The 23725-nt window shown below is 63.9% G+C and carries 17 protein-coding genes; 13 read left to right on the plus strand and 4 right to left on the minus strand.

Features of this window, described 5'->3' with window-relative positions; translation table 11 throughout:
• Nucleotides 1-4 precede the first annotated feature (4 nt).
• The 8 genes from ENJ54_08405 (at nt 5) to glpX (ending at nt 10769) form a co-directional block, all read left to right on the plus strand.
• A complete protein-coding gene (locus ENJ54_08405; GenBank protein HFC09851.1) occupies nt 5-1927 on the plus strand; it encodes a hypothetical protein in 1923 nt (640 codons plus the stop codon).
• Nucleotides 1928-2222: 295 nt separating this feature from the next.
• Nucleotides 2223-2996: a DUF429 domain-containing protein gene (locus ENJ54_08410; GenBank protein ID HFC09852.1), complete on the plus strand. Its 774-nt coding sequence runs from the start codon at nt 2223-2225 to the stop codon at nt 2994-2996.
• Entirely contained in the window at nt 2836-4527 is a 1692-nt protein-coding gene (locus ENJ54_08415) for a DUF389 domain-containing protein (protein HFC09853.1), read from the plus strand. The genes ENJ54_08410 and ENJ54_08415 overlap by 161 nt, the downstream gene beginning before the upstream one ends.
• A gap of 435 nt (nt 4528-4962) precedes the next feature.
• Nucleotides 4963-7461 (plus strand): AAA family ATPase, encoded by a 2499-nt coding sequence (locus ENJ54_08420; protein ID HFC09854.1) that lies wholly within the window; start codon nt 4963-4965, stop codon nt 7459-7461.
• Nucleotides 7462-7630: 169 nt separating this feature from the next.
• Nucleotides 7631-8188, plus strand: a complete 558-nt coding sequence (locus tag ENJ54_08425) for a ribosome recycling factor (GenBank protein HFC09855.1) — start codon at nt 7631-7633, stop codon at nt 8186-8188.
• Nucleotides 8189-8261: 73 nt separating this feature from the next.
• Nucleotides 8262-8936, plus strand: a complete 675-nt coding sequence (gene uppS, locus ENJ54_08430) for a di-trans,poly-cis-decaprenylcistransferase (GenBank protein ID HFC09856.1) — start codon at nt 8262-8264, stop codon at nt 8934-8936.
• A 12-nt stretch (nt 8937-8948) separates the two neighbouring features.
• Entirely contained in the window at nt 8949-9767 is an 819-nt protein-coding gene (locus tag ENJ54_08435) for a phosphatidate cytidylyltransferase (GenBank protein HFC09857.1), read from the plus strand.
• Nucleotides 9768-9779: 12 nt separating this feature from the next.
• Nucleotides 9780-10769, plus strand: a complete 990-nt coding sequence (gene glpX / locus ENJ54_08440; GenBank protein ID HFC09858.1) for a class II fructose-bisphosphatase — start codon at nt 9780-9782, stop codon at nt 10767-10769.
• A gap of 274 nt (nt 10770-11043) precedes the next feature.
• On the opposite strand, the gene cydC is transcribed toward glpX, so the two are convergent.
• The 4 genes from cydC to ENJ54_08460 form a co-directional block, all read right to left on the minus strand.
• On the minus strand, nt 11044-12789 hold the full coding sequence (cydC, locus tag ENJ54_08445) for a thiol reductant ABC exporter subunit CydC (protein ID HFC09859.1): 1746 nt from the start codon (nt 12787-12789) through the stop codon (nt 11044-11046).
• Nucleotides 12786-13355, minus strand: a complete 570-nt coding sequence (locus ENJ54_08450) for an N-acetyltransferase (protein HFC09860.1) — start codon at nt 13353-13355, stop codon at nt 12786-12788. Before ENJ54_08450 ends, cydC begins: the two co-directional genes overlap by 4 nt.
• 149 nt (nt 13356-13504) lie before the next feature.
• On the minus strand, nt 13505-15001 hold the full coding sequence (locus tag ENJ54_08455; GenBank protein HFC09861.1) for an NAD(P)-dependent oxidoreductase: 1497 nt from the start codon (nt 14999-15001) through the stop codon (nt 13505-13507).
• Nucleotides 15002-15114: 113 nt separating this feature from the next.
• On the minus strand, nt 15115-16641 hold the full coding sequence (locus ENJ54_08460) for a LysM peptidoglycan-binding domain-containing protein (GenBank protein HFC09862.1): 1527 nt from the start codon (nt 16639-16641) through the stop codon (nt 15115-15117).
• Nucleotides 16642-16934: 293 nt separating this feature from the next.
• Between ENJ54_08460 and ftcD the strand changes: the two genes are divergently transcribed.
• The 5 genes from ftcD (at nt 16935) to ENJ54_08485 (ending at nt 23713) form a co-directional block, all read left to right on the plus strand.
• Nucleotides 16935-18467, plus strand: coding sequence for a glutamate formimidoyltransferase (gene ftcD / locus ENJ54_08465; GenBank protein ID HFC09863.1), 1533 nt, complete (start codon nt 16935-16937; stop codon nt 18465-18467).
• A 172-nt stretch (nt 18468-18639) separates the two neighbouring features.
• A complete protein-coding gene (locus ENJ54_08470) occupies nt 18640-20253 on the plus strand; it encodes a hypothetical protein (GenBank protein ID HFC09864.1) in 1614 nt (537 codons plus the stop codon).
• 2 nt (nt 20254-20255) lie between these two features.
• Nucleotides 20256-21869, plus strand: coding sequence for a hypothetical protein (locus ENJ54_08475; GenBank protein ID HFC09865.1), 1614 nt, complete (start codon nt 20256-20258; stop codon nt 21867-21869).
• A gap of 13 nt (nt 21870-21882) precedes the next feature.
• Nucleotides 21883-22827, plus strand: coding sequence for a glycosyltransferase family 2 protein (locus ENJ54_08480; GenBank protein ID HFC09866.1), 945 nt, complete (start codon nt 21883-21885; stop codon nt 22825-22827).
• Entirely contained in the window at nt 22820-23713 is an 894-nt protein-coding gene (locus ENJ54_08485; protein ID HFC09867.1) for a hypothetical protein, read from the plus strand. The genes ENJ54_08480 and ENJ54_08485 overlap by 8 nt, the downstream gene beginning before the upstream one ends.
• The last annotated feature ends 12 nt before the right edge of the window (nt 23714-23725 follow it).

Below are 23725 nucleotides of genomic sequence, written 5' to 3' on the forward strand. Positions count from 1 at the left end.
CCGCATGGTAGAGATGATGCGAACCACCTTTGCAAAGTGGCAAGATCGCTTTCCGCTCTGGCTGGTGCAGACTTTCTGGGCCGGTGTGTTCAGCGCGGCCCTGGCTGCGGTGGTGGTCCTGGCCGCTGTGGTGGGTTACGGGTTGGCTTACCGGGGGCGCATTTTCCCCGGCGTGCAGGTGGCAGGGGTCGATGTGGGGGGGCTTACCCCTGCGGAGGCCACCGCTCGGCTGGATATCGTGTTGACCTACCCGGCTGAGGGGCAGGTGTTGCTGACTTATGGCCAGAAAACCTGGCAGGCCAACCCCATCAACCTGGGCTTTGCATTAGATAATCGCGCCGCCGCCCAGGAAGCCTACGCCGTGGGTCGGCGCGGCGGCCTGTGGGAGCGCCTCGCGGAGCGCTGGCGTGCCCGTCAGCAAGGGGTGGACGTGCCGCCGGTGGGCGTGTTTAGCGAGCCTGTCGCGCTGCGTTACTTGAATGACATCGCGGCCTCGATTGACCAGCCGCCTGTCGAGGCAGTGCTGCGCCTGGAAGGCACCAAAGTGGTGGCGAAAAAGGGCGTCGCTGGTGCGCGTTTGGATCGCGCAGCCACCCTGGCCCGCCTGCAGGAAGCCTTCCCGCGGATGCAGAACCTGACCCTGCCGTTGGTAGTCCGCCCCCTGCCGCCGGAAATCGCCGACCCTACCCCCCAGGCCGAGTTGTTGCGGCAAATTCTGGCTGCTCCCTTGACCATCACCCTTCCTCGCGCCGCGAAAGGCGACCCGGGGCCGTGGAAGTTTTCACCGAAAACCATTGCCCCCATGTTGGAAATTCGGCGGGTGCACGACGCCGACGGCGCCCACTTTGCCATCGACCTGAACACCCGACCGCTGCTGGGCTTCCTGCAGCGGCTGGCCCCCGAATTGCAGCGCGACGCCGCCAATGCCCGTTACATCTTCAACGATGATACCCGCCAACTGGAACTCATCCAGCACGCGGTCGAAGGGCGTACCCTGAAGGTGGAAGCCAGCCTTTCGGCGCTGCGGAAAACGATTTTGAGCGGCAAGCACTCGGTATCGCTGGTGGTGGCTTTCCAGCCGCCCGCGGTGGGCGACGATGCCACCGCGAAGGAACTGGGCATCACCGAACTGGTGGGCAAGCACACCACCTATTTTTACGGCTCCAGCGCGGCCCGCATTCACAACATCCAACTGGCGGCCAGCCATTTCCACGGCTACCTGGTCGCGCCGGGCGAAGTGTTTTCCATGGCCAAGGTGCTGGGCGATATCAGCAAGGAGGCCGGCTACGAAGAAGGTTTGATCATCTTCGGCGACCGCACGGTGAAAGGCGTCGGCGGCGGGGTGTGCCAGGTCAGCACCACCCTGTTCCGCACGGTGTTCTTTGCGGGTTATCCCATTGTGGAACGCCACCCGCACGCTTATCGCGTGCTTTATTACGAGCAAACCCCCAGCGGCGCCGATGACCCCAAACTCGCTGGGCTGGACGCCACCGTTTACGCGCCGGTGATTGACTTCAAGTTCAAAAACGACACCCCTTACTGGATTTTGATGGAGGTGTACGTTTACCCGCAATATCGCTACATGACCTGGAAACTTTACAGCACTTCCGATGGGCGGAAGGTGGAATGGCACACGACCGGCTTGCAAAACATCGTTGACCCGCCGCCGCCGAAGTACATCGAAAACCCCGATTTGAAGAAAGGCGAAATCAAGCAAACCGATTGGGCAGCGCAGGGCGCAGATGTGACTGTGACGCGCATCGTGTGGCGCAACGGCAAGATCCTTTACAAAGACAAGTTCTTCACGCACTACGAACCCTGGCAGGCGGTGTGCGAGTATGGCCCTGGCACCCCCGGCATGCCCCCCAAGCATCCCGACCCCAAGCACCCTTGCAAGCCCGATAAGCCCAAAAACGACGGCGGGTGAGAGCATCGCCTCGCGCCGTGGGTGCGAAAACTGAGCCCGGGCCGTACGCGGCCGGGGCTTTTTGTTACCCGGGTTGGGAAGGGGTGCAAGCAAAATGTGTAGAAATGGCTGCCTTGCCGTGGGAAACGCCCGCACGCCCCAGGCCGCCCCCTGAGCGAAGTGAGCCAAAATGGGGTGAGGGCGAAATCACCCTTCTACAACATTTGCCTGCACCCGTTGGGAAGCGCGCGTTTGACCTGCGGCGGAACATGCGCTAAACTGAGGGCATCGTCCGTGCGTTTCACGGGAGGTTGCCATGTGGTTGACCCAGGCGAGTTTCATCGGCGTGGTGCCGTTGGCGGGGCATCCTTTGACCTATGCTGCCCTCGATGCCGAGCGTCGGTTGCTGGCGTTGGCGCAAGGTGATTTGGCCGAAGTGGTGGCCTTTTGTGGCGGGCAACGACATGCTGTGGTGGCGCTGGCAGCGCCTGCACGCCCCAGCCAGGGCTTGCTGCAACAACCGGCCTACCGCGATGCCCTTGAAGCCCCTTTGCGGCCAGGTCGCTGGCAGGAAGGCCGGGTGGCCGAGTTTCTGTTGCGCCGCCACAACTTGAGGATGCTCCCCACCCCCGTCGACCCCGCCCGGGCTCCTTCGTGGATGCGCGTCGGCTTCCGCTTGTACGACCGCTTGCTTCAAATGGGTTATCAACCTTACCCTGCGGGGGAAAGCCCGCACCAGGTGCTGGAAACCTACCCTTACGCGGCTTTTGCTGTTTTGCTCGGCCATTTGCCTTTTCGCAAAGACACGCTGGAAGGGCGTATTCAGCGCCAGTTGGTGCTGCAAGAGCAGGGGCTGGACTTGCCTAACCCGCTGCGCATTTTCGAGGAATTTACCCGCCACCGCTTTTTGAGCGGTGTGTTGCCCACCGATGGACTGTTTGCCCCTGCGGAACTGGATGCCCTCGTGGCGGCGTGGACGGCGTGGAAGGCGGCTACTGCCCCCGATGAAGTGGTGGCGTTGGGCGACCCTGCCGAAGGGCAAATTGTGCTCCCTGTTGCTACGCTGCGAACCCGTTACACCACGGTGTGAGGCCATGAAGCAAGATACGCTGCCCCCTGTTCCACCGGAGAAAGAAGGTGCTTCTGCAAGCACCGAGCCGCCGCGGCTTTCGCGGCGGATGCGTGTGTTGGGGTGGTGGCGGCGGCAGATGCGCGCCGTCGACGTCAAACGCCGCGGAACCGTGATTGCCCAATTGCGGGAAGGCTCTCACCCCGATTTCGACTATTTCCTGATGGTGCTGCTTTCCAGCATCATTGCAACTTCGGGGCTTCTCATCAACTCCGGCGCTACGGTGATTGGGGCCATGCTCGTAGCCCCGCTGATGACCCCCATCCTGGGCCTGGGTTTGTCGTCGCTGACCGGCGATGAACAACTGTTGAAGGACGCGGCCAGCGCCCTGTTGCGTGGGGCGTTGGTTGCCATTGCCACGGCGTTGGTGTTGACCCTCATCAATCGGCCGTTGCCCTTTGCCCCCTTGCAGCAACTGCCCTATGAGGTGCTTTCCCGCACCCGGCCAGGCCCCATTGACCTGGCCATTGCCCTCGCGGGCGGCACCGCGGCGGCTTTTGCCTGGGCTTTGCCTTCGGTTTCGCCTTCCCTGCCTGGTGTGGCGATTGCCACCGCTTTGATGCCCCCGTTGGATGTGGTCGGCATTGGCATTGGCCTGGGGCGTTGGGACGTGGCCGGCGGCGCACTGTTGCTCTTCTTGACCAACGCGATCGCAATCGCGTTTGCCTCAATGCTGGTTTTTTACGTCCTGGATTTTGGCGAGACCACGGTTTTCCAAATCCGCAGTATCCGCGATTTGCCTCGGGGTTTGCAACTTTCGGGGGTGTTGGTATTGTTGCTGCTGCTGCCGCTGGCTTATTTGAGCGCCCGGTTTGTGCGCCAGGCTGCCCGCACCAGCTGGATTGACGGCGTGGCCGCCGAGGAAGTGCAGCGCATGGGGGCGGAACTCACCAACATTCGCTTCGAAGAGCGGGATGGTGTGCTCCACATGAACCTGGAAGTGCGCACCCAACGCACCTTGCGTTACGAAGAGGTGCGCGACCTGCAAAAGCGCCTGGCCGAGCGGCTGGGGCAATCGGTTTCCATTGTGGTTGACCAGACGATTTACACCAAACTCAGCCCGCTGATTCTCCCCACCCCAACCTTTACGCCCACGCCGGGGCCTTCCCCTACCGCGACGGCCACGCCCACCGCGACGGCCACGCCTACCGCCACGCCCACCGCGACGGCCACGCCTACCGCGACCCCCACGGCCACCCCCACAGCCACCCCCACCCCTACCCCTGCTTTGGGCCTGGTTGCCAACACGCGCTGGCGCGGCGTGCATTTGCGGCAATCGCCCGATGGCCCTATCATTGCCACGCTGCGCGAGGGCGAAAAGTTGCAAATTACCCATCACTTGGCCGTGGTAAGCGGGCTGGTGTGGGTTGAGGTCATTGACCCGCAGGGCCGGGTGGGCTGGATGCCGTTGATTTACACCGCCACCCTGACCCCGACGCCCACGCCGACGGCTACGCCCTCCCCGCAGCCGACGCCAACGGCCACCCCTTGAGGGCAGGGGAGGGCAACTTGCCCTCTGGCGGGCGTTCTTTGAAAATCTCGGTTTTGGATAATATTTTTGGCGGCGTTTTGTGCTGAGCGGAGCGTTCTTCGACTTCAGCGCCCGCACTGAGCCATGCCGAAGTGCCCGCACTGAGCCATGCCGAAGTGCCCGCACTGAGCCATGCCGAAGTGCAAAACGCCATCAACAGCGCGTTTCAACGACGATTGCTCCGCAATCTCCGCTCAACGCGCTTATCCGCAACTCAGGTTTGAGAAGCCTTTGTGTGGAATGACGCCTTGCTCGCGAAATTGTTGCTTGCCGTGTGGGGGCGCAGTGCTTGCCGCGCCGGGCTGCCTGGGGGAAGGTTTTGGGAAGCCGAATGGTGGCGCGCGATGATATAATCCAAAAAGAGCGTGATCTCTTTTCAGGAAGGGTTTCCCCATGATGCGTTTTGACCGTTTTACCGAGCGTGCTCAGGAAGTCGCCCAGCGCGCCGCGGAACTTATCCAGCGTTACGGGCACACCCAGATTGACACCGAGCATATCTTGCTGGCATTGCTGGAACAGCCCGGCGGGGTGGTGCCCCAGTTGCTGGAGATTTTGAATGTCAATACCTCCCAATTGATTGATCAGGTTGACCACGTTTTGCGTACCACGCCGAAGGCCAATATCTTCGGCGGCGGGGCGGGGCAGATTTTCATCACCCCGCGCGTCAAACGCATTGTGGATATGGCCAATCAGGAAGCCAACCGCTTACAAGACGAATACATCTCCACGGAGCACCTTTTTCTGGCGATTCTCAACGAGCGTAATACCCCTGCCGCCAGCCTGCTGGCTTCGGCGGGGGTGACGAAAGAGCGGGTTTATCAGGCTATCCGGCAGGTACGAGGGGGGCAACGCGTCACCGACCGCCGCGCCGAGGCCCGCTACCGCACCCTGGAAAAGTATTCCCGCGACCTCACCCAACTGGCACGAGAGGGCAAACTTGACCCCGTCATCGGGCGCGATGGCGAGATTTTGCGCGTCATTCAGGTGCTTTCCCGCCGCACGAAGAACAACCCCGTGCTCATCGGGGAGGCAGGAGTAGGGAAAACCGCCATCGTTGAGGGCCTGGCGCAGAAAATCGTCAACGGCGATGTGCCCGAAATTCTGGCGGGGCGGCGGGTGGTTTCCCTCGACCTGGGCGCAATGATTGCCGGCTCCCGTTTCCGCGGCGATTTTGAAGAGCGCCTCAAAGCGGCCATTGAAGAAGTCAAACGGTCGGAAGGTGAAATCATCCTTTTCATCGACGAATTACACACTGTGGTGGGCGCGGGGGCAGCCCAGGGAGCGATGGATGCCTCGAACATGCTCAAACCTGCCCTGGCACGTGGGGAACTCCAGTGCATTGGCGCCACGACGCTGGATGAATACCACAAATACATCGAAAAAGATGCCGCTCTGGAACGCCGCTTTGCGCCGGTGTATGTGGAAGAGCCCAGCATCGAAGATACCATCGAGATGCTGCGCGGCCTGCGCGACCGTTATGAAGCCCACCACGGGGTGCGGTTTACCGACGAGGCCTTGATTGCGGCAGCGCGGCTTTCCAGCCGTTATGTCACCGACCGTCACTTGCCCGACAAAGCCATTGACCTGATCGACGAGGCCGCGGCTAAACTGCGCGTCGCGCTGTATTCCCTGCCGACGGATTTGAAAAAGCGCAAGGCAGAAATTGAGCGCCTGATTGCCGAGGAAGAGCAGGCCCGTGAAGCGCGCGATTACGAGCGCGCTGCTATGAAGAAGATGGAGCGCCTGCGACTGGAAGAGGAATTTCAGAAGCAGCGGGCAGCATGGGAGGCCGAAAACCAGCTCGACGAAGTCGTTGATGCGGAAGACATTGCCGAAGTCATTTCGCAGTGGACGGGCATTCCGGTGACCCAGATGATGGAAACCGAAGCCGAGCGCCTGCTGCACATGGAAGAGCGCCTGCACGAGCGCATCGTGGGGCAGCACGAGGCCATCGCGGCGATTTCCGACGCCATTCGCCGCGCCCGCTCTGGCTTGAAAGACCCGCGGCGCCCCATCGGTTCGTTTATTTTCATCGGCCCCTCGGGTGTGGGCAAAACCGAACTCGCCAAGGCGCTGGCCGAATTCCTCTTCGACGATGAGGACGCGCTGGTGCGGGTGGATATGAGCGAATACCGCGAGCAGCACACGGTTTCCCGCCTGTTTGGCGCGCCGCCGGGCTACGTGGGGTATGAGGAAGGCGGTCAGCTCACCGAAGCCGTCCGACGCCGCCCCTATCGGGTGATTTTGTTCGACGAAATCGAAAAAGCCCACCCCGAAGTGTGGAACTCGCTGCTGCAAATTCTCGACGATGGCCGCCTGACCGATGGCCAGGGGCGCACGGTGGATTTCCGCAACACGGTCATCATCATGACTTCCAACCTGGGCACCGAATTCGTCAAGCGGGCAGGTTCGCTGGGTTTCCTGCAAGGGGAAGCCAAAGGCGAAGACCGCCGCGCGCAGGAAAAGATCGAGAAAGCCCTCAAAGCCACTTTTCGTCCCGAATTCCTCAACCGCATCGACGAAATCATCATGTTCTCGCCACTGAGCAAAGAGGAAATGCGCCAGATCGTGGATCTGCAAATGAGCGAGGTGGCCGAGCGGCTGGCCGAGCGCGATCTGACTGTACGCCTGACCGAGGCGGCGCGCGACTACCTTGCCGAAGTCGGCTACGACCCCGACTTTGGCGCGCGCCCGCTGAAACGTGCCCTGCAAAAGCACGTGGAAGGCCCGCTGGCTGTCCGGTTGCTGAGCGGCGAGTTTGCCGCTGGCGATATGATCGAGGTCGACGTGGAGGAAGACGACGCGGGCAAAAAGCACATTGTGTTCCGTAAAGTGGCGGGCGTTTCGCAGGCTGCTGAGGCTGCCGACGCTTTCAAGGCCAGTGCCGATGCCTGAACGCCCCATGATAAAATACGGGTTGGCGCGAACTTCAACACATTGACGAGCACACGGTGATTGTCATCGTTCCTCGGGTGAAGCCTGACCGGGAAGTGTGTGTACGGCAGGCGGGTCGCGTGTTGGTTGTGACTTCACCCCCCAACCACCCCTTCGGAGGAGGTTCCCCATGATCAAAGATGCCCTCAAAGATGCCGAACATCGGATGCAAGGCGCACTTCGGGCCTTGGAGGAAGACCTGGCAGGCATCCGCACCGGTCGCGCCACCCCCGCACTGGTGGAGCGGCTGGAAGTGGAGTATTACGGCACTCCGACGCCCTTGATGCAACTGGCTTCCATTAGCGTGCCGGAGCCGCGCCAGTTGCTCATCAAGCCTTTCGACCCCTCCACGCTGCGGGCTATTGAGCGCGCCATCATGACCTCTGACCTGGGTATCAACCCCAACAACGATGGCAAGAACATCCGCCTGATTTTGCCGCCGCTCACCGAAGAGCGCCGCCGCGAACTGGTGAAGGTGGTGCACCACCGCGTTGAAGAAGCGCGGGTAGCCATCCGCAACGTTCGCCGCGATGTCAAGCGGGACTTGAAAGAATTTGAGGACGAGAAACTGATTTCTGAAGACGAGCGCAAGCGGGCAGAAGACCAGTTGGATGACCTGACCAAGGAATACATCGAAAAGGCCGAAGCCCTGGGCGACCGCAAAGAAAAAGAAGTGATGGAGGTGTAGATTGTCTGCCCCTCCCCCCACGGCTTCGCAACTCGACCCTGCTTGGGAAGTCCCCGCGCATATTGCCATCATCATGGATGGCAATGGACGCTGGGCACGGCAGCGCAACCTGCCGCGGCTGGCAGGCCATCGCGCCGGCACCGAAAACCTGCGGCGGGTGATTCGCGCCTGCGTGGAATTCGGTATCCGCTATCTGACGATCTATGCCTTCTCCACCGAAAACTGGGCGCGCCCTCGCGAAGAGGTGGAAGGGCTGATGGAAATCATGGAAGAGTTCATCGACAAGGAACTCGATGAACTGGATGCCGAAGGGGTGCAAGTTTGGCACCTTGGCAAACTGGAAGGGGTGCGGCCTGCTTTGCAGGCCAAAATTCGGGATGCCGTCGAGCGGACCCGCCACAACCAGCGGCTGGTGCTCAATGTGGCGTTCAACTACGGCGGGCGCGACGAAATCGTGCAGGCGGTGCGGCGCATCGTGCGCGAAGGCATTCCCGCGGAAGCCATCACCGAGGAAACCATCGCCGACCGTCTCTATACCGCAGGCATGCCCGACCCCGATCTGGTCATCCGCACTTCAGGCGAAATTCGCACCAGCAACTTCTTGCTGTGGCAATCGGCCTACGCCGAGTGGTATTTCACGCCGGTTTACTGGCCTGACTTCGGGCGCGAAAATCTGCTGGAAGCCATTGCAGACTATAACCGCCGCGAGCGGCGCTTTGGGCGCGTGCTCGACCCGGATGAGGGATGAGAAGGAGACCTGATGCTCAAACAACGGGTGCTGGTAGCGGCTTTGCTTCTGCCGATTGGAATAGCCCTGATTTTCTTTGGCGGCCTGCCGTACCTTCTGCTGGTCGCCTTTTTTATGTTGGTGGCAGTGTGGGAATATGCCAATTTGTTTGCGGCGTTGGGGCGGCGGCCTGCGCGCGGGCTGATGATGCTGGGCGCGGCGGTGTTGCTGCTTTCCCGCTTTTTTGCCAGTTTTCGGTACGACGCGCATCTTTTGGCTGCCCTGGTGCTGCTGACGCTGGTTTACCACATGGCCGACTACGAGCGCGGGGCGCCGGAAAGCGCCACCGATTTCGCGGTTTCCCTGAGCGGCATCCTCTACGTGGGCTTTATCGGGGCTTACATGGTCTCGTTGCGGCTGGTTCCCAATGGCGCGTGGTGGGTCTTGCTGGCCCTGGCAACCATCTGGATTGCCGATAGTGGGGCCTACTTTGCCGGGCGCGCCTGGGGCAAGCACAAACTCAGCCCGCGCCTCAGCCCCAAGAAAACCTGGGAAGGCTACCTCGCGGGCGTGGTGAGCGGTACGCTCGCAGGCGCCGTGCTGGCAGCGGGCTTCCCCCTGGTGGCTGCACACCCCTTAACGGGCATGACGTGGGGCTATGGTGCCTTGCTGGGCGCGCTCATCAGCACCCTGGCGCCCCTGGGCGACCTGGGCGAAAGCCTGTTCAAGCGCCAGGCCGGTGTCAAGGATTCCGGCAATCTGCTGCCGGGGCACGGCGGCGCGTTCGACCGCGTGGATTCCTGGCTCTGGGCTGGTTTGATTGCTTACTATTTCGTTACACTGTTGACCTAAAAGGAGGTCGTGATGCCACTTGATACCGCCCCCACGAGGAACCTGGCCCTGGAACTCGTGCGCGTCACCGAGGCTGCTGCGATTGCTGCAGGCCGCTTCATGGGCCGGGGCGACAAGATTGCTGCCGACCAGGCCGCGGTGGATGCCATGCGGATGGTGCTCAATACCGTGGAGATGGACGGCATCATTGTGATTGGCGAAGGCGAGAAAGACGAAGCGCCCATGCTCTACAACGGCGAGCAGGTGGGCACCGGCGAACCGCCCAAAATGGATATTGCCGTGGACCCCATCGACGGTACCCGGCCGGTGGCGAAAGGCTTGCCCAATGCCATTGCCACGGTGGCGTTGGCGCCGCGCGGCACCATGTTCGACCCCGGTCCCTTCGTTTACATGCACAAAATTGCCGTGGGGCCAGAGGCTCGCGGAATGATTGACGTCAACGCGCCGGTGGAAGCCAACCTGCGCCGGATTGCCAAGGTGAAAGGGAAAGAGGTCAGCGATTTGACGGTGGTGATTTTGGACCGCCCCCGTCATGAGAAGTTGATTGCCGAAGTGCGGCGGCTGGGGGCGCGCATTCGCCTCATTCCCGACGGCGATGTGGCCGGCGCGCTGATGACCGCGTGGCCGAATTCGGGCATTGATGTGCTCATGGGCATTGGCGGCACGCCGGAAGGCGTGCTGGCAGCCTGCGCCCTGCGCGCGATGGGCGGTGAAATTCAGGGCAAACTCTATGCCCGCAACGAGGACGAATTGCGCCGTGGCAAGGAGATAGGCTATGACTTCGACAAGGTGCTGACGATGGACGACCTGGTGGCTTCCGATGATGTGTTCTTCGCGGCCACCGGCATCACCGATGGCGAACTGTTGCGGGGCGTGAAATACCGCGGCGACGTGGTACGCACCCATAGCCTGGTGGTGCGCGGCCTGACCGGCACGGTGCGTGAAATCTTTACCCGTCACCGCATTGAGAAAGCCAACGCCATTGTCGAACCCAAAATTTAGGCATTCCCTCGGGAAAGCCTCGTAGGTCGGTGCACGAAACCGCAGATGCCGCAGGTTACACAGGATTCTCTGTGAAATCTGCGGCATCTGCGTTCTAAACGCAGAAGTGCGGAGAAGCGCAAAGAAGCGCAAAGAAGCGCAAAGACGCGGAGAAAATCTGTGGTTGCCTTTGGCGTGCGGCGACTCGATGCCGCACGCCGAAAAAATCGGTGTGCATCGGTGGGCGCCAAGCGGGCACAGGGCATCACCGCACGGGGCATCACCACCGAGGGCCTCACACTTCCACCAAATTCTGCCGCTGCAAATCCCACAGGCGGCGATAGAGCCCCCCGCGCGCGAGCAGATCGGTGTGGGTGCCGCGCTCGGCCACTTCCCCCTTATAGAGCACCACGATTTCGTCCATCGCCTCCAGCCCCACCAGGTTGTGCGTCACCCACAGCACGCTGCGGCCGCGGGTGGTCTCCAGCAGGGTGTCCACCAATGCCTGCTCGGTGAGCGCGTCGAGGTTGGCGGTCGGCTCGTCGAGGAGCAAAATCGGTGCGTCGCGCAGCAGGGCTCGCGCGAGCGCGAGGCGCTGGCGCTGCCCGCCGCTGAGTTGCAGGCCCTGGCCGCCCAGGTCGGTGTCGTAGCCCTGGGGCAGGGTGTGCAGCCAGTCGGCGAGGCGCACGGCTTCCATCACGGCGTCTAAGCGGGCGTCGTCGGCGTCGGGCGCGGCGAGGAGCAGGTTTTCCCGCAGGGTGCCGCTGAAAATGAAGGGCTTTTGCCGTACCACCGCGAAACGGCTGCGCACCTCGTCGGGCAGCAACTCCCGCAGGTCGCGCCCGCCCAAAGTGATGCGCCCTTCGTCGTATTCCCAAAACCGCAGCAGCAGGGCAATCAGGGTGGATTTCCCCGCGCCGCTGGGGCCCACCACCGCGACGCGTTTGCCTTCGGGCAGGTCGAGGGAAACCTGCCGCAGCGCGGGCGGCTCATCGGGGGCGTAGCGGAAGGTGAGGGCTTCCACCCGCAGGTCGTTGGCCGCGGGCAATGCGGCGGGGTGGGCGGGCGGCTTCACGGCGGGCTCGGCGTCCACGAGTTCAAAGAGGCGGCGGGCGGCGGCGAGGTTGCTTTCCAGGAAGGCGGCCGCGGTGGGCAGGCCAAAGGCGGCTTCGTAGCCACTGAGCGCCACCAGCACCAACGCCACCCAGGTCACGCCGCCCAGCGCGCCCGCCCGCACTAACGGCACGCCCAGCAGCAGCACCGCAAGCATCCCCAGCCCCGAGAAGAGGATTTGCAGCGCCTGCTCCGCGCCTTCCAGCGAGGCCATTGCAGCCTGCGCGCCGAGGATTTCCTCGCCTAAGCGCAGAGCCAGGCGGCGCTGGGTGGTGGCGTAGTTGTAAGCCAGGGCGTCTGCCAGCCCCTGCACATGGTCCACCAGCGCGGCGTTGAGGGCTGCCCGGCGGGAAACCAGCACCTGCCCGGCGCGGCGGGCGCGCAGCCGCGCCCATACCGGCACCGCCACTGCCGCCAGCAGGAAGAAGACCAGCCACGCCAGCCCTAAGCGGGGGGCAAAGGCCGCCAAAAAGCCGGTCAGCAGCACGGCGGTCAGCGTGGCAACCCACGGCGGGGCGAGCACCCGCACGAAGAAGTTTTCTAAGGTGCGGATGTCGGCGATGATGCGCGCCAGCAGGTCGCCGCTGCGGTAACGCTGCAGGCGGGCGGGGGCCAGGGGTTCCAGCGCGGCGTAGAACCACACCCGCAGGCGGCTGAGCACCCGAAAGGTGGTGTCGTGGGAAATCAGCCGCTCGCCATAGCGGAACGCGCCGCGGGCGATGCCGAAGAAGCGCACGCCCACGATGGCGACGTTCAGGTCGCCGATGGGCGGATGCAGCGCGGCTTTGGCGATAATCCACGCACCGGTGCCCAGCAGCCCCACGCTGCTCAACACGGTGGCTGCCCCCAGCAGCACCGAGGCGAGCACCATCTTCCAGAACGGCGCGACCATGCGCAACAGGCGGTGGAAGGCTTGCCCGTTGGTCATGCGCGTGCCTCCTCGCCCGCGGCGCGCAGGCGCTCGTATTCCGGCTTGAGGATGGCATACATCAGCATGTCGTGGTACTGCTCCCAGCGGAAGACGGCAGCCCGCCGCGTACCTTCGTAGGTCATGCCAATTTTCTGCATCACCCGCCCTGAAGCGGGGTTGGTATGAAAGTGCTGTGCCTGAATGCGGTATAGCCCCGCTTTGCCAAAGCCATAGGCCAGCACCGCGCGGGCGGCTTCGGTGGTGTAGCCCTGCCCCCAGAAGGCTTTGCCCAGCCAGTAGGCCAGTTCGCCGACGTGGCGGGCAGTGAGGAAGCGCAATTCAATCGCACCCATCAGCTGGCCGGTGTGCGCCTCGGTGATGGCCCAAACGAGGCGCTCGCCGCGCTCGGCCGCGGGGGCGTGGGTGGCAATCCATGCCCGCGCGTGGGCTTCGGTGTAAGGGAAAGGGATGGTGGTGGTTTTCGCCACCGCGCGGTCGTTGGCGAGGCGCGCCAGCGTGGGAATGTCGTCCTCGGTGAAGGGGCGCAATCTCAGGCGCTCGGTGGTCAAAGGGGGAATGGTCATGAGGCTCTCTGTGTTGGGTGGGGGTGAGGCTTTGCGGGTTGGGGCACATGCCACCCCGTCGCGCTGCGATTATAACTGAATTTGGCTTTAACGCGAGCAGGCGGCCTGCATGGCTGCAAGCCGCCTGCTCCAGCGAAGGAGGAGAGGAGTCAAGGAGCGGGCTGCAAGGCGTCTTCGCTTTGCTGGCCCTCTGCCTTCTCCAAACTCAGGAGGTATTCGTGGATCGCAGCAGCCGAGCGACGACCGGCGGCCACTGCAGTTACCACCAAATCTGGGCCGGTCTCGGCATCGCCGCCGGCGTAGACGCCGGGGCGAGAGGTCGCACCGGTTTCGGGGTCGGTGACGATGAGACCCCAGTTGTAAGTCTTCAGGTCGGGCGTGGTTTTGCCGATGGTTTCATCAGGCCAGTAGCCAATCGCCAGCACGATGATGTCGGCAGGCATGGTGAAGTTGGAGCCTTCGATGGGAATCGGGCGGCGGCGGCCGCTTTCATCAGGCTCGCCCAGTTTCATGCGCACGCATTCCACGGCTTTCAGGCGGCCGTTCTCGTCGCCGATGAACTTCACCGGCTGGGTGAGGAACTGGTATTCCGCACCTTCTTCCCGCGCCCAGGTACGGTCTTTCACCCCACCGGGCATTTCGGCTTCCGAGCGGCGGTAAACGCACGTCACCTTGGCGGCGTTCAGGCGCACCGAGGTCCGCAAGCAGTCGGCGGCCGTGTCGCCACCGCCGACCACGATAACGTGCTTGCCTTCGATTTCCAGGGGGCCTTTGCCCTGATATTCCTCCGGCCAGATTTCCGGCGGCACGTTGGCGCGCACCAGATATTCGGTTGCCGGATAAACGCCTTCCAGGTCGTTGCCTTCCACCTTCATGGGGGCGTCGACATTCGCGCCCACGCCGATGAAGACGGCTTCGAAACCTTCGGCAAACAGGTCGTCGATGGTTTTGTCGACGCCGATTTTGGTGTTGAAAACAAACTTAACGCCCGCTTGCTTTAAATCTTCAATGCGGGCGAAAACCACGTCTTTAGGCAGTTTGAAGTTGGGGATGCCGTAAACCAGCAAGCCGCCGGGTGCGGGTTTGGCGTCGAACACGGTCACATCGTGGCCTTTTTGGCGCAATTGTTCGGCGCAGGAAAGCCCGGCAGGGCCAGCCCCCACAATGGCGACGCTGTGGCCGGTGGGCTTTCCGACCGGCACCTCGACGAGGCCGCCCTTGACCCGCCGCTCGTAGTCCACCACGAAGCGTTCCAACATGCCGGTCTGCACCGTGCCGTCGTAAGCCGAGCGCACGCACCCCCCCTGGCAGAGCACTTCGTGCGGGCACACCCGGCTGCACACTTCGGGCATGGAACTGGTTTCCCGGTAGAGCGCGGCGGCTTCCAGGAAGCGCCCTTGCTCGATGAGCCACATGGCGGAGGGGATGTCGTTGTGGACCGGGCAGGCTTCCATGCATGGTGCAGGGTCAGGGCAGTGAATACAGCGAGACGCCTCCCGTTGGGCTTCTTCCGGCGTCAACGGAATGTGGATGTCGTCGAAGTCGCAAATGCGTTCCTGCGGATCGCGCAACGGCAGTTCCAGATAGGGGATAACCAACCGCTGCTTGCGATCGATGGGCAGGGTCTCGCTGGGCACTTTCTGCATTACACACCTCCTCTCCTACCTTCGCTAAGGTGGCTTAATCCATACCAGAAAATGGTTTTTTTCGCAGGTGACGGTTGTCACGAAACGCCTTGGGCGTTTTCGGTTTGCAAATTTTACCGCGAAAGCGAATTTTTTGCCTCTCGGCATTGGCAGGCTTCCTTGACTTGCTGGCCGCGGCGCAGGAAGCCATCGTAGGGGCGGCCTGTGCCGCTGGAAACCCAGCCATCCAGCACCCAGGGCAGGTCGCGGTCGGCGGAAATCCACTCGCCATTGTATTTGCGGGCGATGTGGAGGTGGGTGGCATTGGCCAGGCCGCCTTCGCAAGAAGGGTGCCCGATGCGTTCCCCGGCGTGCAGGTAGGTGCCGGGCGCGACGCGGCCTTCGTCGGCAATGTGCAGGTAGAGCACATCCCAGCCGGTCTGCTCGTAGCCGTCGCCGTCCAGGTCGAGCATCACCACGCCATCGGCTGCCCGCACCACCAGGCCGTCGGCCACGGCAACCGCCCAGGCCTTGCTGACCTGGCAGCCGCCGTTGGGGGGCAGGTCGCTGGGGGCGAAATCCAGCGCGGCCCAGGCCGAGCCGTCGCCCCAGGCGCTGTGCGGCCCGCCGGTGAAATACCACACCACGCCGGGTTCGAAGGGCAGTTGCATGGGCGGCTGGGTCAGGCCGGGCGGCACGAGGGGGTCTACGGTGTAGTCAAAAGGATAGCCAAAGAGGCGGAGGTAGGTCGCGGCCAGGCCTTCCGGGCCGACGTCGTGCTGCCAGTCCTGCAGGTCATCCACCAGGGCAAAGAAATGCTGCACGGCCGCGGTTCCGGCGTTCACGCTGGGGTTGGGGCGCACCAGCAGGCCATCGGCCAGCACGAAAGCGCCCAGGGCATTGACCCGCCAGAGGTAGTAGCCCCGGTTGAGTTCATTGGCCGCCCAGTGGAGTTGCCGCCAAAGGCCTTCCCGTTGCGGGTCGCGCCAGCCGAAGGGGTAGGCGCGCTGCTGCTCAGGGATTTCGGTGTGCGTCACCCAGCCGCTTTGGTATTCCAGCAGCGCCAGCAGCAGCCGCGGGTTGACAGAATAATCGCGCGCCACCCGCGCCAGCATCTCGTCGCCGCGCATCGTCGTGCCGTGGACGTCTTCCTGATAGGTCGCCAGGAAACCGCCCGCTTTGGCGACGAAGGCTTTCACATCGAAAGCCGCGTTGCTGGGGCTGGCAACCAGTTCGGCATCGGGGAGGATTTTGAACGCAGGGGCTGCCGCGGCGGGAGCGGGGGCCGGGATGGTGAGCACCTGCCCTACGGAAAGGGTGTTGAGGTCGGTGAGGTGGTTGGCTTCGGCAATGGCCTGCACGCTCACCTCGAAGCGCCGTGCCAGCACGGCCAGGGTATCGCCGGGCTGCACCTGATAGCGCTGTTCCTGAGCGCGCAAGGTGGGCAGGGGACGGGGCGGGTTGGGCGTGGGGGAAGGCGGCGTTTGGCCGGGTTCCCGCACCGGTGTGGCAAAGGGGAGCGAAGAGGGTGTGGCGCCGGAAATCGGCGCGTAGGCCGCGGTAGGCGGCTGCCATGCGGGGGCGTTCCCGCCCCAGGCGCGCGTGCAGCCCCCCAACAACAACACCCCCACCAGCCAGAGCCATGCTTTGTGGCGCGACATGGCCCCATTTTACAATAAAACCGTCTCTTTGGCCTCGGTAAAAAGAGAAACCGTCGATTCCGTCGAAAACGCGTCCACAGAGATTTCACAGATTACATCGGTGGGACGAGAAACGGCAAAAGCGGGCATTCGCAATTTGCGGGCCGCCGGCTGGCCAAAGTGGTAAGATTAGGAGGCGACGCTCTTGTGGCGAAAGCCCCCCAGAGATGCCAGCCACAAAGCCGGGTAATCCGGCCGCCATGTAACCGTGTGACCATGTAACCATGTAACCACCCCCTCAACCGGAGGTTCCCATGCCCATGCCCCTCGTGGAATGCATCCCCAACTTTTCCGAAGGCCGCCGCCCCGAGGTCATCGAGGCCATCGTGAACGCCATCACTGCGGTGGACGGCGTGGTGCTGCTCGACCGTCATTCCGACCCCGACCACAACCGCACCGTCGTCACCTTCGTGGGGCCGCCCGCGGCGGTGGAAGAGGCCGCCTTCCGCGGCATTGCCAAAGCCGCCGAACTGATCGACCTCAACCATCACACCGGCGAGCACCCCCGCATCGGGGCGACCGATGTCGTGCCTTTCGTGCCCATCCGCGACATCACCATGACCGACTGCATTGAGATGGCCCGCCGCCTGGGCAAGCGGGTGGGCGAAGAACTCGGCATTCCGGTCTACCTCTACGAAAAGGCTGCCACCCGCCCCGAGCGGGAAAACCTGGAAAACATCCGCCGCGGGCAGTACGAGGCGCTGAAAGAGGAAATCGGCGTCAACCCGGCCCGCGACCCCGACTTTGGCCCCAAGAAAGTTGGGCCCGCGGGCGCAACGGTCATCGGCGCGCGCGACCCGCTCATCGCTTACAACGTCTACCTCACCACCGACGACGTCAGCATTGCCAAAAAAATCGCCCGCGCGGTGCGGCATTCCTCGGGCGGGCTGCGCTATGTGAAAGCGCTGGGCATGTTGGTGGAAGGCCGCGCGCAGGTTTCCATGAACCTGACCAACTACCGCAAGACGCCCATCGCCCGCGTGGTGGAACTCATCCGGCGGGAAGCCGCCCGCTACGGCGTGGCGGTGCACCACAGCGAACTGGTCGGCCTGGCGCCCGAAGAGGCGCTGGTGAACGCCGCCCGCTGGTATCTCCAACTGGACCAGTTCGACCCCGACGAGCAGATTCTGGAACGCCGTCTCTACGCGGCCCTGGCCGAAAACCCGCCCTCGCCGCAGGGAGCCCCCGATTTCCTCGACCGCCTCGCGGCGGCTACCCCGACGCCCGGCGGCGGCTCGGCTTCCGCTTACGCTGCGGCGCAGGCGGCTGCGCTGGTGGCCATGGTCGGGCGGCTGACCGTGGGCAAGAAAAAGTACAAAGATGTGGAAGCCGAAGTGTGGCCGCTCATCGAGCAGGCCGACGCCCTGCGCCGCGACCTGACCGCCGCGGTGGAAGAAGACGCCGCCGCCTTTGAGGCCTACATGGTCGCCCGCAAACTGCCCCGCAACACGGAAGAAGAAAAGGCGAAGCGCGCCCAGGCCATTCTGGAAGCCACCCGTACCGCCGCCGCCGTGCCGCTGAAGACCGCCCGCCTGGCGCTGCAAGTGTTGGACCTTGCCCGCCGCATCGCTGAAATCGGCAACGTCAATGCTGTCAGCGACGCAGGCACCGCGGCAGCCCTGGCCCGCGCCGCGGTGGAAGGCGCGGTGCTCAACATCCGCATCAACGCTACCGGCCTGCCGGAAGCCGAAGCCGCCGACATGACCGCCCAGGCTGACGACCTGCTGCGCCGTGCTGACGACCTCCACGCTGCGGTGATGGCCGCCGTCGCCGGGCGGATGATGTAATCCCGTCGGCGCGCAGCGCTGCGCCCCGACGTCCGTACTCGAGAGCCGCCCTGAGCGGAAGCGCCGCAAGGCGCTGAAGTCGAAGGGCGGGGTTTCGTTTGCTACTTTTGGGTTGGGCCAGGGGAAAGCCACGGCACGGGCATGGCTTTCCCTGCCTCACACCCCTTGCTCTGTGAGGTCATATCGCCGCATGAACCTGACTTCCAAACTTCAAGGCGCGCTGGCCCGCTGGCGGCTGAACATGGCGGCCCGTGAGGTCGCCGGGCACGCCCCCGAACCCGCCGAGGGGCCGCCCGTCGTCTTCTTCAACGCTTCCACCCGCCTGTGGGGGCTGAGCCAGAACGCGGCCTTCCAGTTGCTCACCGCCTGGAGCCTGCGCCTGCAGGGCGTGCCGGTGGTGCAGTTCGTCTGCCGCCGCGGGATGCCCCGCTGCATTTTGGGCACCGACTCCGACCGCCCCGACCCGCCCCCGCCCTGTGGCCTCTGCCAGGCGTGGTCGCGGCGGCTGTATGCCGGGATGCCGCAGCGCCCCTTTACCTATGCCGCCGACCCGGCGCTGGAAGCTGCCCTGGACGGCCTTTCGGTGGAAGCGTTGCAGGATTTCGTGCATCAGGGCGTGCCTTTGGGGGCGCTCGTGCTGCCGGGGCTGCGCTGGCGCCTGCGCCGCCACACCCTGGCCGACGACGCCCTCACCCGCGCGCTGTATGCCGATTTCATCCGCGGCGCGTGGCAGGTGGTGCGCGACTTCGGCGCCCTGCTGGACGAAACCCGGCCGCGCGCCGCGGTGGTCTTCAACGGCCAGTTTTTCCCCGAAGCGGCGGCGCGCTGGGCTGCCCGGCAGCGCGGCGTGCGGGTCATCACCCACGAAGTCGGCCTGCGCCCCCTCACGGCCTACTTCACCGAGGGCGAAGCCACTGCCTACCCCATCGCCATCCCCGATGATTTTGACCTCACCCCCGAGCAAAACGCCCGCCTCGACGCCTACCTCAGCCGCCGCTTCCAGGGCGATTTCACCATGGCGGGCATCCGCTTCTGGCCGGAAATGCGCGGCCTGGACGAGGCTTTCCTGCGCAAGGCGGCGGGCTTCCGCCAGATTGTGCCGGTGTTTACCAACGTGATTTTCGACACCAGCCAGCCCCACGCCAACGTCGTCTTCCCGCACATGTTCGCGTGGCTGGACGCGGTGCTGGAAATCACCCGGGCGCACCCCGAAACGCTGTTCGTGATTCGGGCGCACCCCGACGAGCAGCGCCCCGGCAAAGCGGCGCGGGAAAGCGTGCGCGAGTGGGTGCAGCGCCGCCGCGTCGCCGACCTGCCCAACGTGGTTTTCGTGGACTCGCAGGAGTTCCTCAACTCCTACGACCTGATTCGCCGCGCCAAGTTCGTCATGGTTTACAACTCCACCATTGGGCTGGAAGCCGTGCTCCTGGGCAAGGCAGTGCTCTGTGGCGGGAAGGCGCGCTTCACCCAGTATCCCATCGTGTTCTTCCCCCAGACGCCGGAAGCCTACCGCGCCCGGGCAGAGGAATTCCTGCGCGCCGACGGCGCAGAGGTGCCCGCCCCGCCGGAATTCCGCCGCAACGCCCGCCGCTTCCTCTACTACCAACTCTACAAAGTCTCGCTGCCTTTCGATGCCTTCCTGGAAGACGAACCGCGGGCGCGCGGCTATGTGCGCCTCAAGCCTTTCCGCTGGCAGGCGCTGCTGCCGGAAAACAGCCCCACCATGCGGGTGATTGCCGCAGGGCTGCTGGAAGAGCGGCCTTTCGTGATGCCGGAGGAGGTGTAAGCATGGCGCGCTGGAAGCGGCTGCCGTGGGATGCGGCTTTGTGGGGCGTGGTGGCGGTGGTTCTGGCTGCACACCTTTACCTGGCGCTGACGCCGGCCAACAGCCTGCTCAACTGGTTCCACTTCGACGATGCGTTTTATTACTTCAAAACGGCGCAGAACATTGCCCTCGGCCACGGCGTGACTTTCGACGGCACCGGCGCGACCAACGGCTTTCATCCCCTCTGGATGGCGGTGTGTGTGCCCATCTTTGCGCTGAGCCGCTGGTTTGGGCTGCTCGTGCCGCTGCGGGTGCTGGTGGTGGTGGTCGGCGTGCTGATGGCCGCGACCGCGTGGGTGATGGGGCGCACCGGTGCGCGTGTTTTTGGCCGCCCGGTGGGGTTGTTGCTGGCGGCAGGGTGGGCTTTGTGGCCGCCGCTCTACATGACCACCGTCGCGGGCGGCATGGAAAGCAGCCTGAACGCGCTCAGCCTGGCGTGGCTGTGGACGGCCTGGGCCGCGGTCTGGCCCCAGCCCGACGATGCCGCGGCGGTGCGGCGGCTGGGCTGGGCCGCGGCCTTTGCCATGCTGAGCAGGCTGGATAACGCGCTCATCGTGGCCGGGCTGGGGTTGTGGCTGCTGGGCCGCTGGTGGTGGGAGAGGAAAGTGCCTTTCCGCCGCCTGCTGCGGCTGGCGTGGCGGTTCGGCGCGCCGGGGCTGTTTGGTGTGGGGGCGTTTTTGCTGTGGAGCCGCCTGGTGGTGGGGGTGTGGATGCCCATCAGTTCGCTGGTCAAGCACTGGTGGGGCGGCCTGGATGGCACGGTGTACGGTCGCATGGCCGTGCGCTTTCGGCTGGAACATGCTATCGCACGGCTGCTGGCTTCTCCTGCTGCTTTCTGGCAGCGTTACCACCTTTGGTTGCTCGCGGCGCTGGTCGGTGGGGTGGCGGCGCTGGCGGCCGGGTGGCTGCTGTGGCGGTTTGCCCGCCGTGCCTCCCTGCCGGAAGCATGGACTGCGCCTTTCCGCCGCGGCGTAGTGCTGCCCTGGGCGCTGCTCGCCGGCGGCCACTGGCTTTACATGAAGGTGCTCTCGGGCATGTTGCCGTTACGGGATTGGTATTGGCTGCCTGAAGAAATGGCGGTGGCGCTTGTTGGGGCGGCTTTTCTTGCGGGCGCTGGGGCGTGGGCGGCGCGCCAATGGCCTGCGCTGCGGCGAGCGGGTTTCCCCGTGGCCGCGGTGTTGAGTGCCGCGTTGGCGGTGTTTTTTCTCGGCTGGATGGGGCGCACTTTCCCCCGCCACAACGACCACCTGCACCCCTACCTTGCCCAGGCTCGCTGGGTGGAAGCCCACACGCCTCCCGGCGCCGTGATTGCCGCCCCCGGCGCGGGCGCGTTAGGGTATTTCGTGCAAGGGAGGCGCATCGTCAACATGGACGGCCTCATCAGCACCCCGGCCTACCTGCGCGCCTGGCAGGCAGGAAAACAGCGCGCTTACCTTCGCCGCCTGGGCGTGCGTTACATTTTTGCCGGTTTTTGGATAAAATGGGCGCGCCCTTATGCCGCCATCAACCCCTACATTGGCACCGCGGCGACCTTCCGCTATGATGGCGAGGTGTTTGGGCTGTTCGACCTCAATTGAAGCGATGAATGCTATGAAAACGCCCCTTTGCTCGCTCGTGATTCGCGCCTACAACGAAGAAAAGCATATCGGCCGTTTGCTGGAAGGCGTGATGCAGCAGACGGTGAAGGATTGCGAAATCATCCTGGTGGATTCGGGTTCTACTGATGCCACCGTGGCCATCGCCCGCCGCTACCCCGTGCAGGTGGTGCACATTGCGCCGCAGGAATTCACCTTTGGGCGCTCGCTCAACCTGGGCATTCAGCACGCCCGCGGGGAATTCATCGTCATCGCCAGCGCGCACGTCTATCCGGTGTACCCCGACTGGCTGGAACGCCTGCTGGCGCCCTTTGCCGACCCGCAGGTGGCGCTCACTTACGGCAAGCAGCGCGGCGACCACCGCACGAAGTTTTCCGAGCACCAGATCTTCGCCCGCTGGTTCCCCGAAACCACGAATTTGCGCCAGCGGCACCCCTTCTGCAACAATGCCAACGCGGCCATCCGCCGGGCGCTGTGGGAACAGCACCCCTACGACGAAACCCTCACCGGCCTGGAAGACTTGGCCTGGGCGCAGTGGGCCATCGCGCAGGGCTATGTCCTGGCCTATGTGGCCGAGGCAGAAATCGTGCATGTTCACGAAGAGACGCCCCGCAAGGTGCTCAACCGCTACCGCCGCGAAGCGATGGCCTTCAAGCGCATTTATCCCGAAGCCCGCTTTTCGCTGTGGGATTTCGTGCGCCTTTCCACGGCCAACATCGCCAGCGACCTGTATCACGCTGCCCGTCAGGGGGTGTTGTGGCGCAACCTGGGCAGCATTTTCTGGTTCCGGCTGATGCAGTTTTGGGGCACTTACCGCGGCTACCGCACCGCCCAGGCCCCGCTGACCGACCACTTGCGGCAGACTTTTTATTACCCGCGCGGTTTGCGGCGGGAACCCTCTCGCGCCCGCGAGGGTGTGGAGCCGATTCGCTATGAATAAATCCATGCGCACGCTTTGGCTTTGGGGGGCCGTGTTGATGCTGGGGCTGGCTTCCTGCGGGAAGGCCGCACCGGCATCGCCTTCCCCTTCCCCCTCGCCGAGCGCCACGCCTTTTCAGCCTTCGCCCACGCCGGTGCCTCTTGCCGCGGTGGTGAACGGAACGCCGATTCCCCTTGCCGAGTTCCAGGCCGAAATGGCGCGCTTCCGCGCCGCTGAGGCCGAAGTTGGCACGAAACTCGCACCGCAGGAAAGCGCCACGCGGGTGCTGAACGACATGATCGACCGCATGTTGCTCGCCGAGGCCGCTTACCGGGAAGGCTTCCAGCCGCCCAGTGATGAAACCCTGTGGCAGCAGGCCGTGCAGGAAGCAGGCGGTGAGGATGCTTTGCAAACCTTTTTGCAAAAGCAGGGTTACACCCGGGCAAGTTTTTTGCAGGCGCTGCGACAGGCCCAGGCTGCAGCCTGGATGGTGCAGCACATTGCTGCCCAGGTGCCTGCGGAAGCGGAACAGGTGCATGCCCGGCAGATTTTAGTTTATAATAAACAAGAGGCTGAAAATATTTTGACCCGCCTGAATCAGGGCGAGAAGTTTGCAGCCCTGGCGGCGGCCTACGACCCCGAAGGGCGGGGCGACTTGGGTTGGTTCCCGCGGGGTTATTTGACCCAACCGGCAGTGGAAGCCGCCGCGTTTTCGCTGAAGGTGGGGCAGGTGAGCGGCATTATTGAGACACCGTTGGGCTACCACATCATTCAAGTGGAAGGCCGCGAAACCCGCCCGCTTTCCCCTGATGCCCGACGAAAGTTGCAAATGGCCGCGGTGCAGGCCTGGCTGCAGCAACAACGGAAGAACAGCACCTTGCGTATTTTGCTCACCCCTTCGCCTTAGCAGAGAGGGCGC

The sequence above is a fragment of the Chloroflexota bacterium genome, from assembly GCA_011322445.1.
In the GTDB taxonomy this organism is placed as follows: Bacteria; Chloroflexota; Anaerolineae; order Anaerolineales; family DRMV01; genus DRMV01.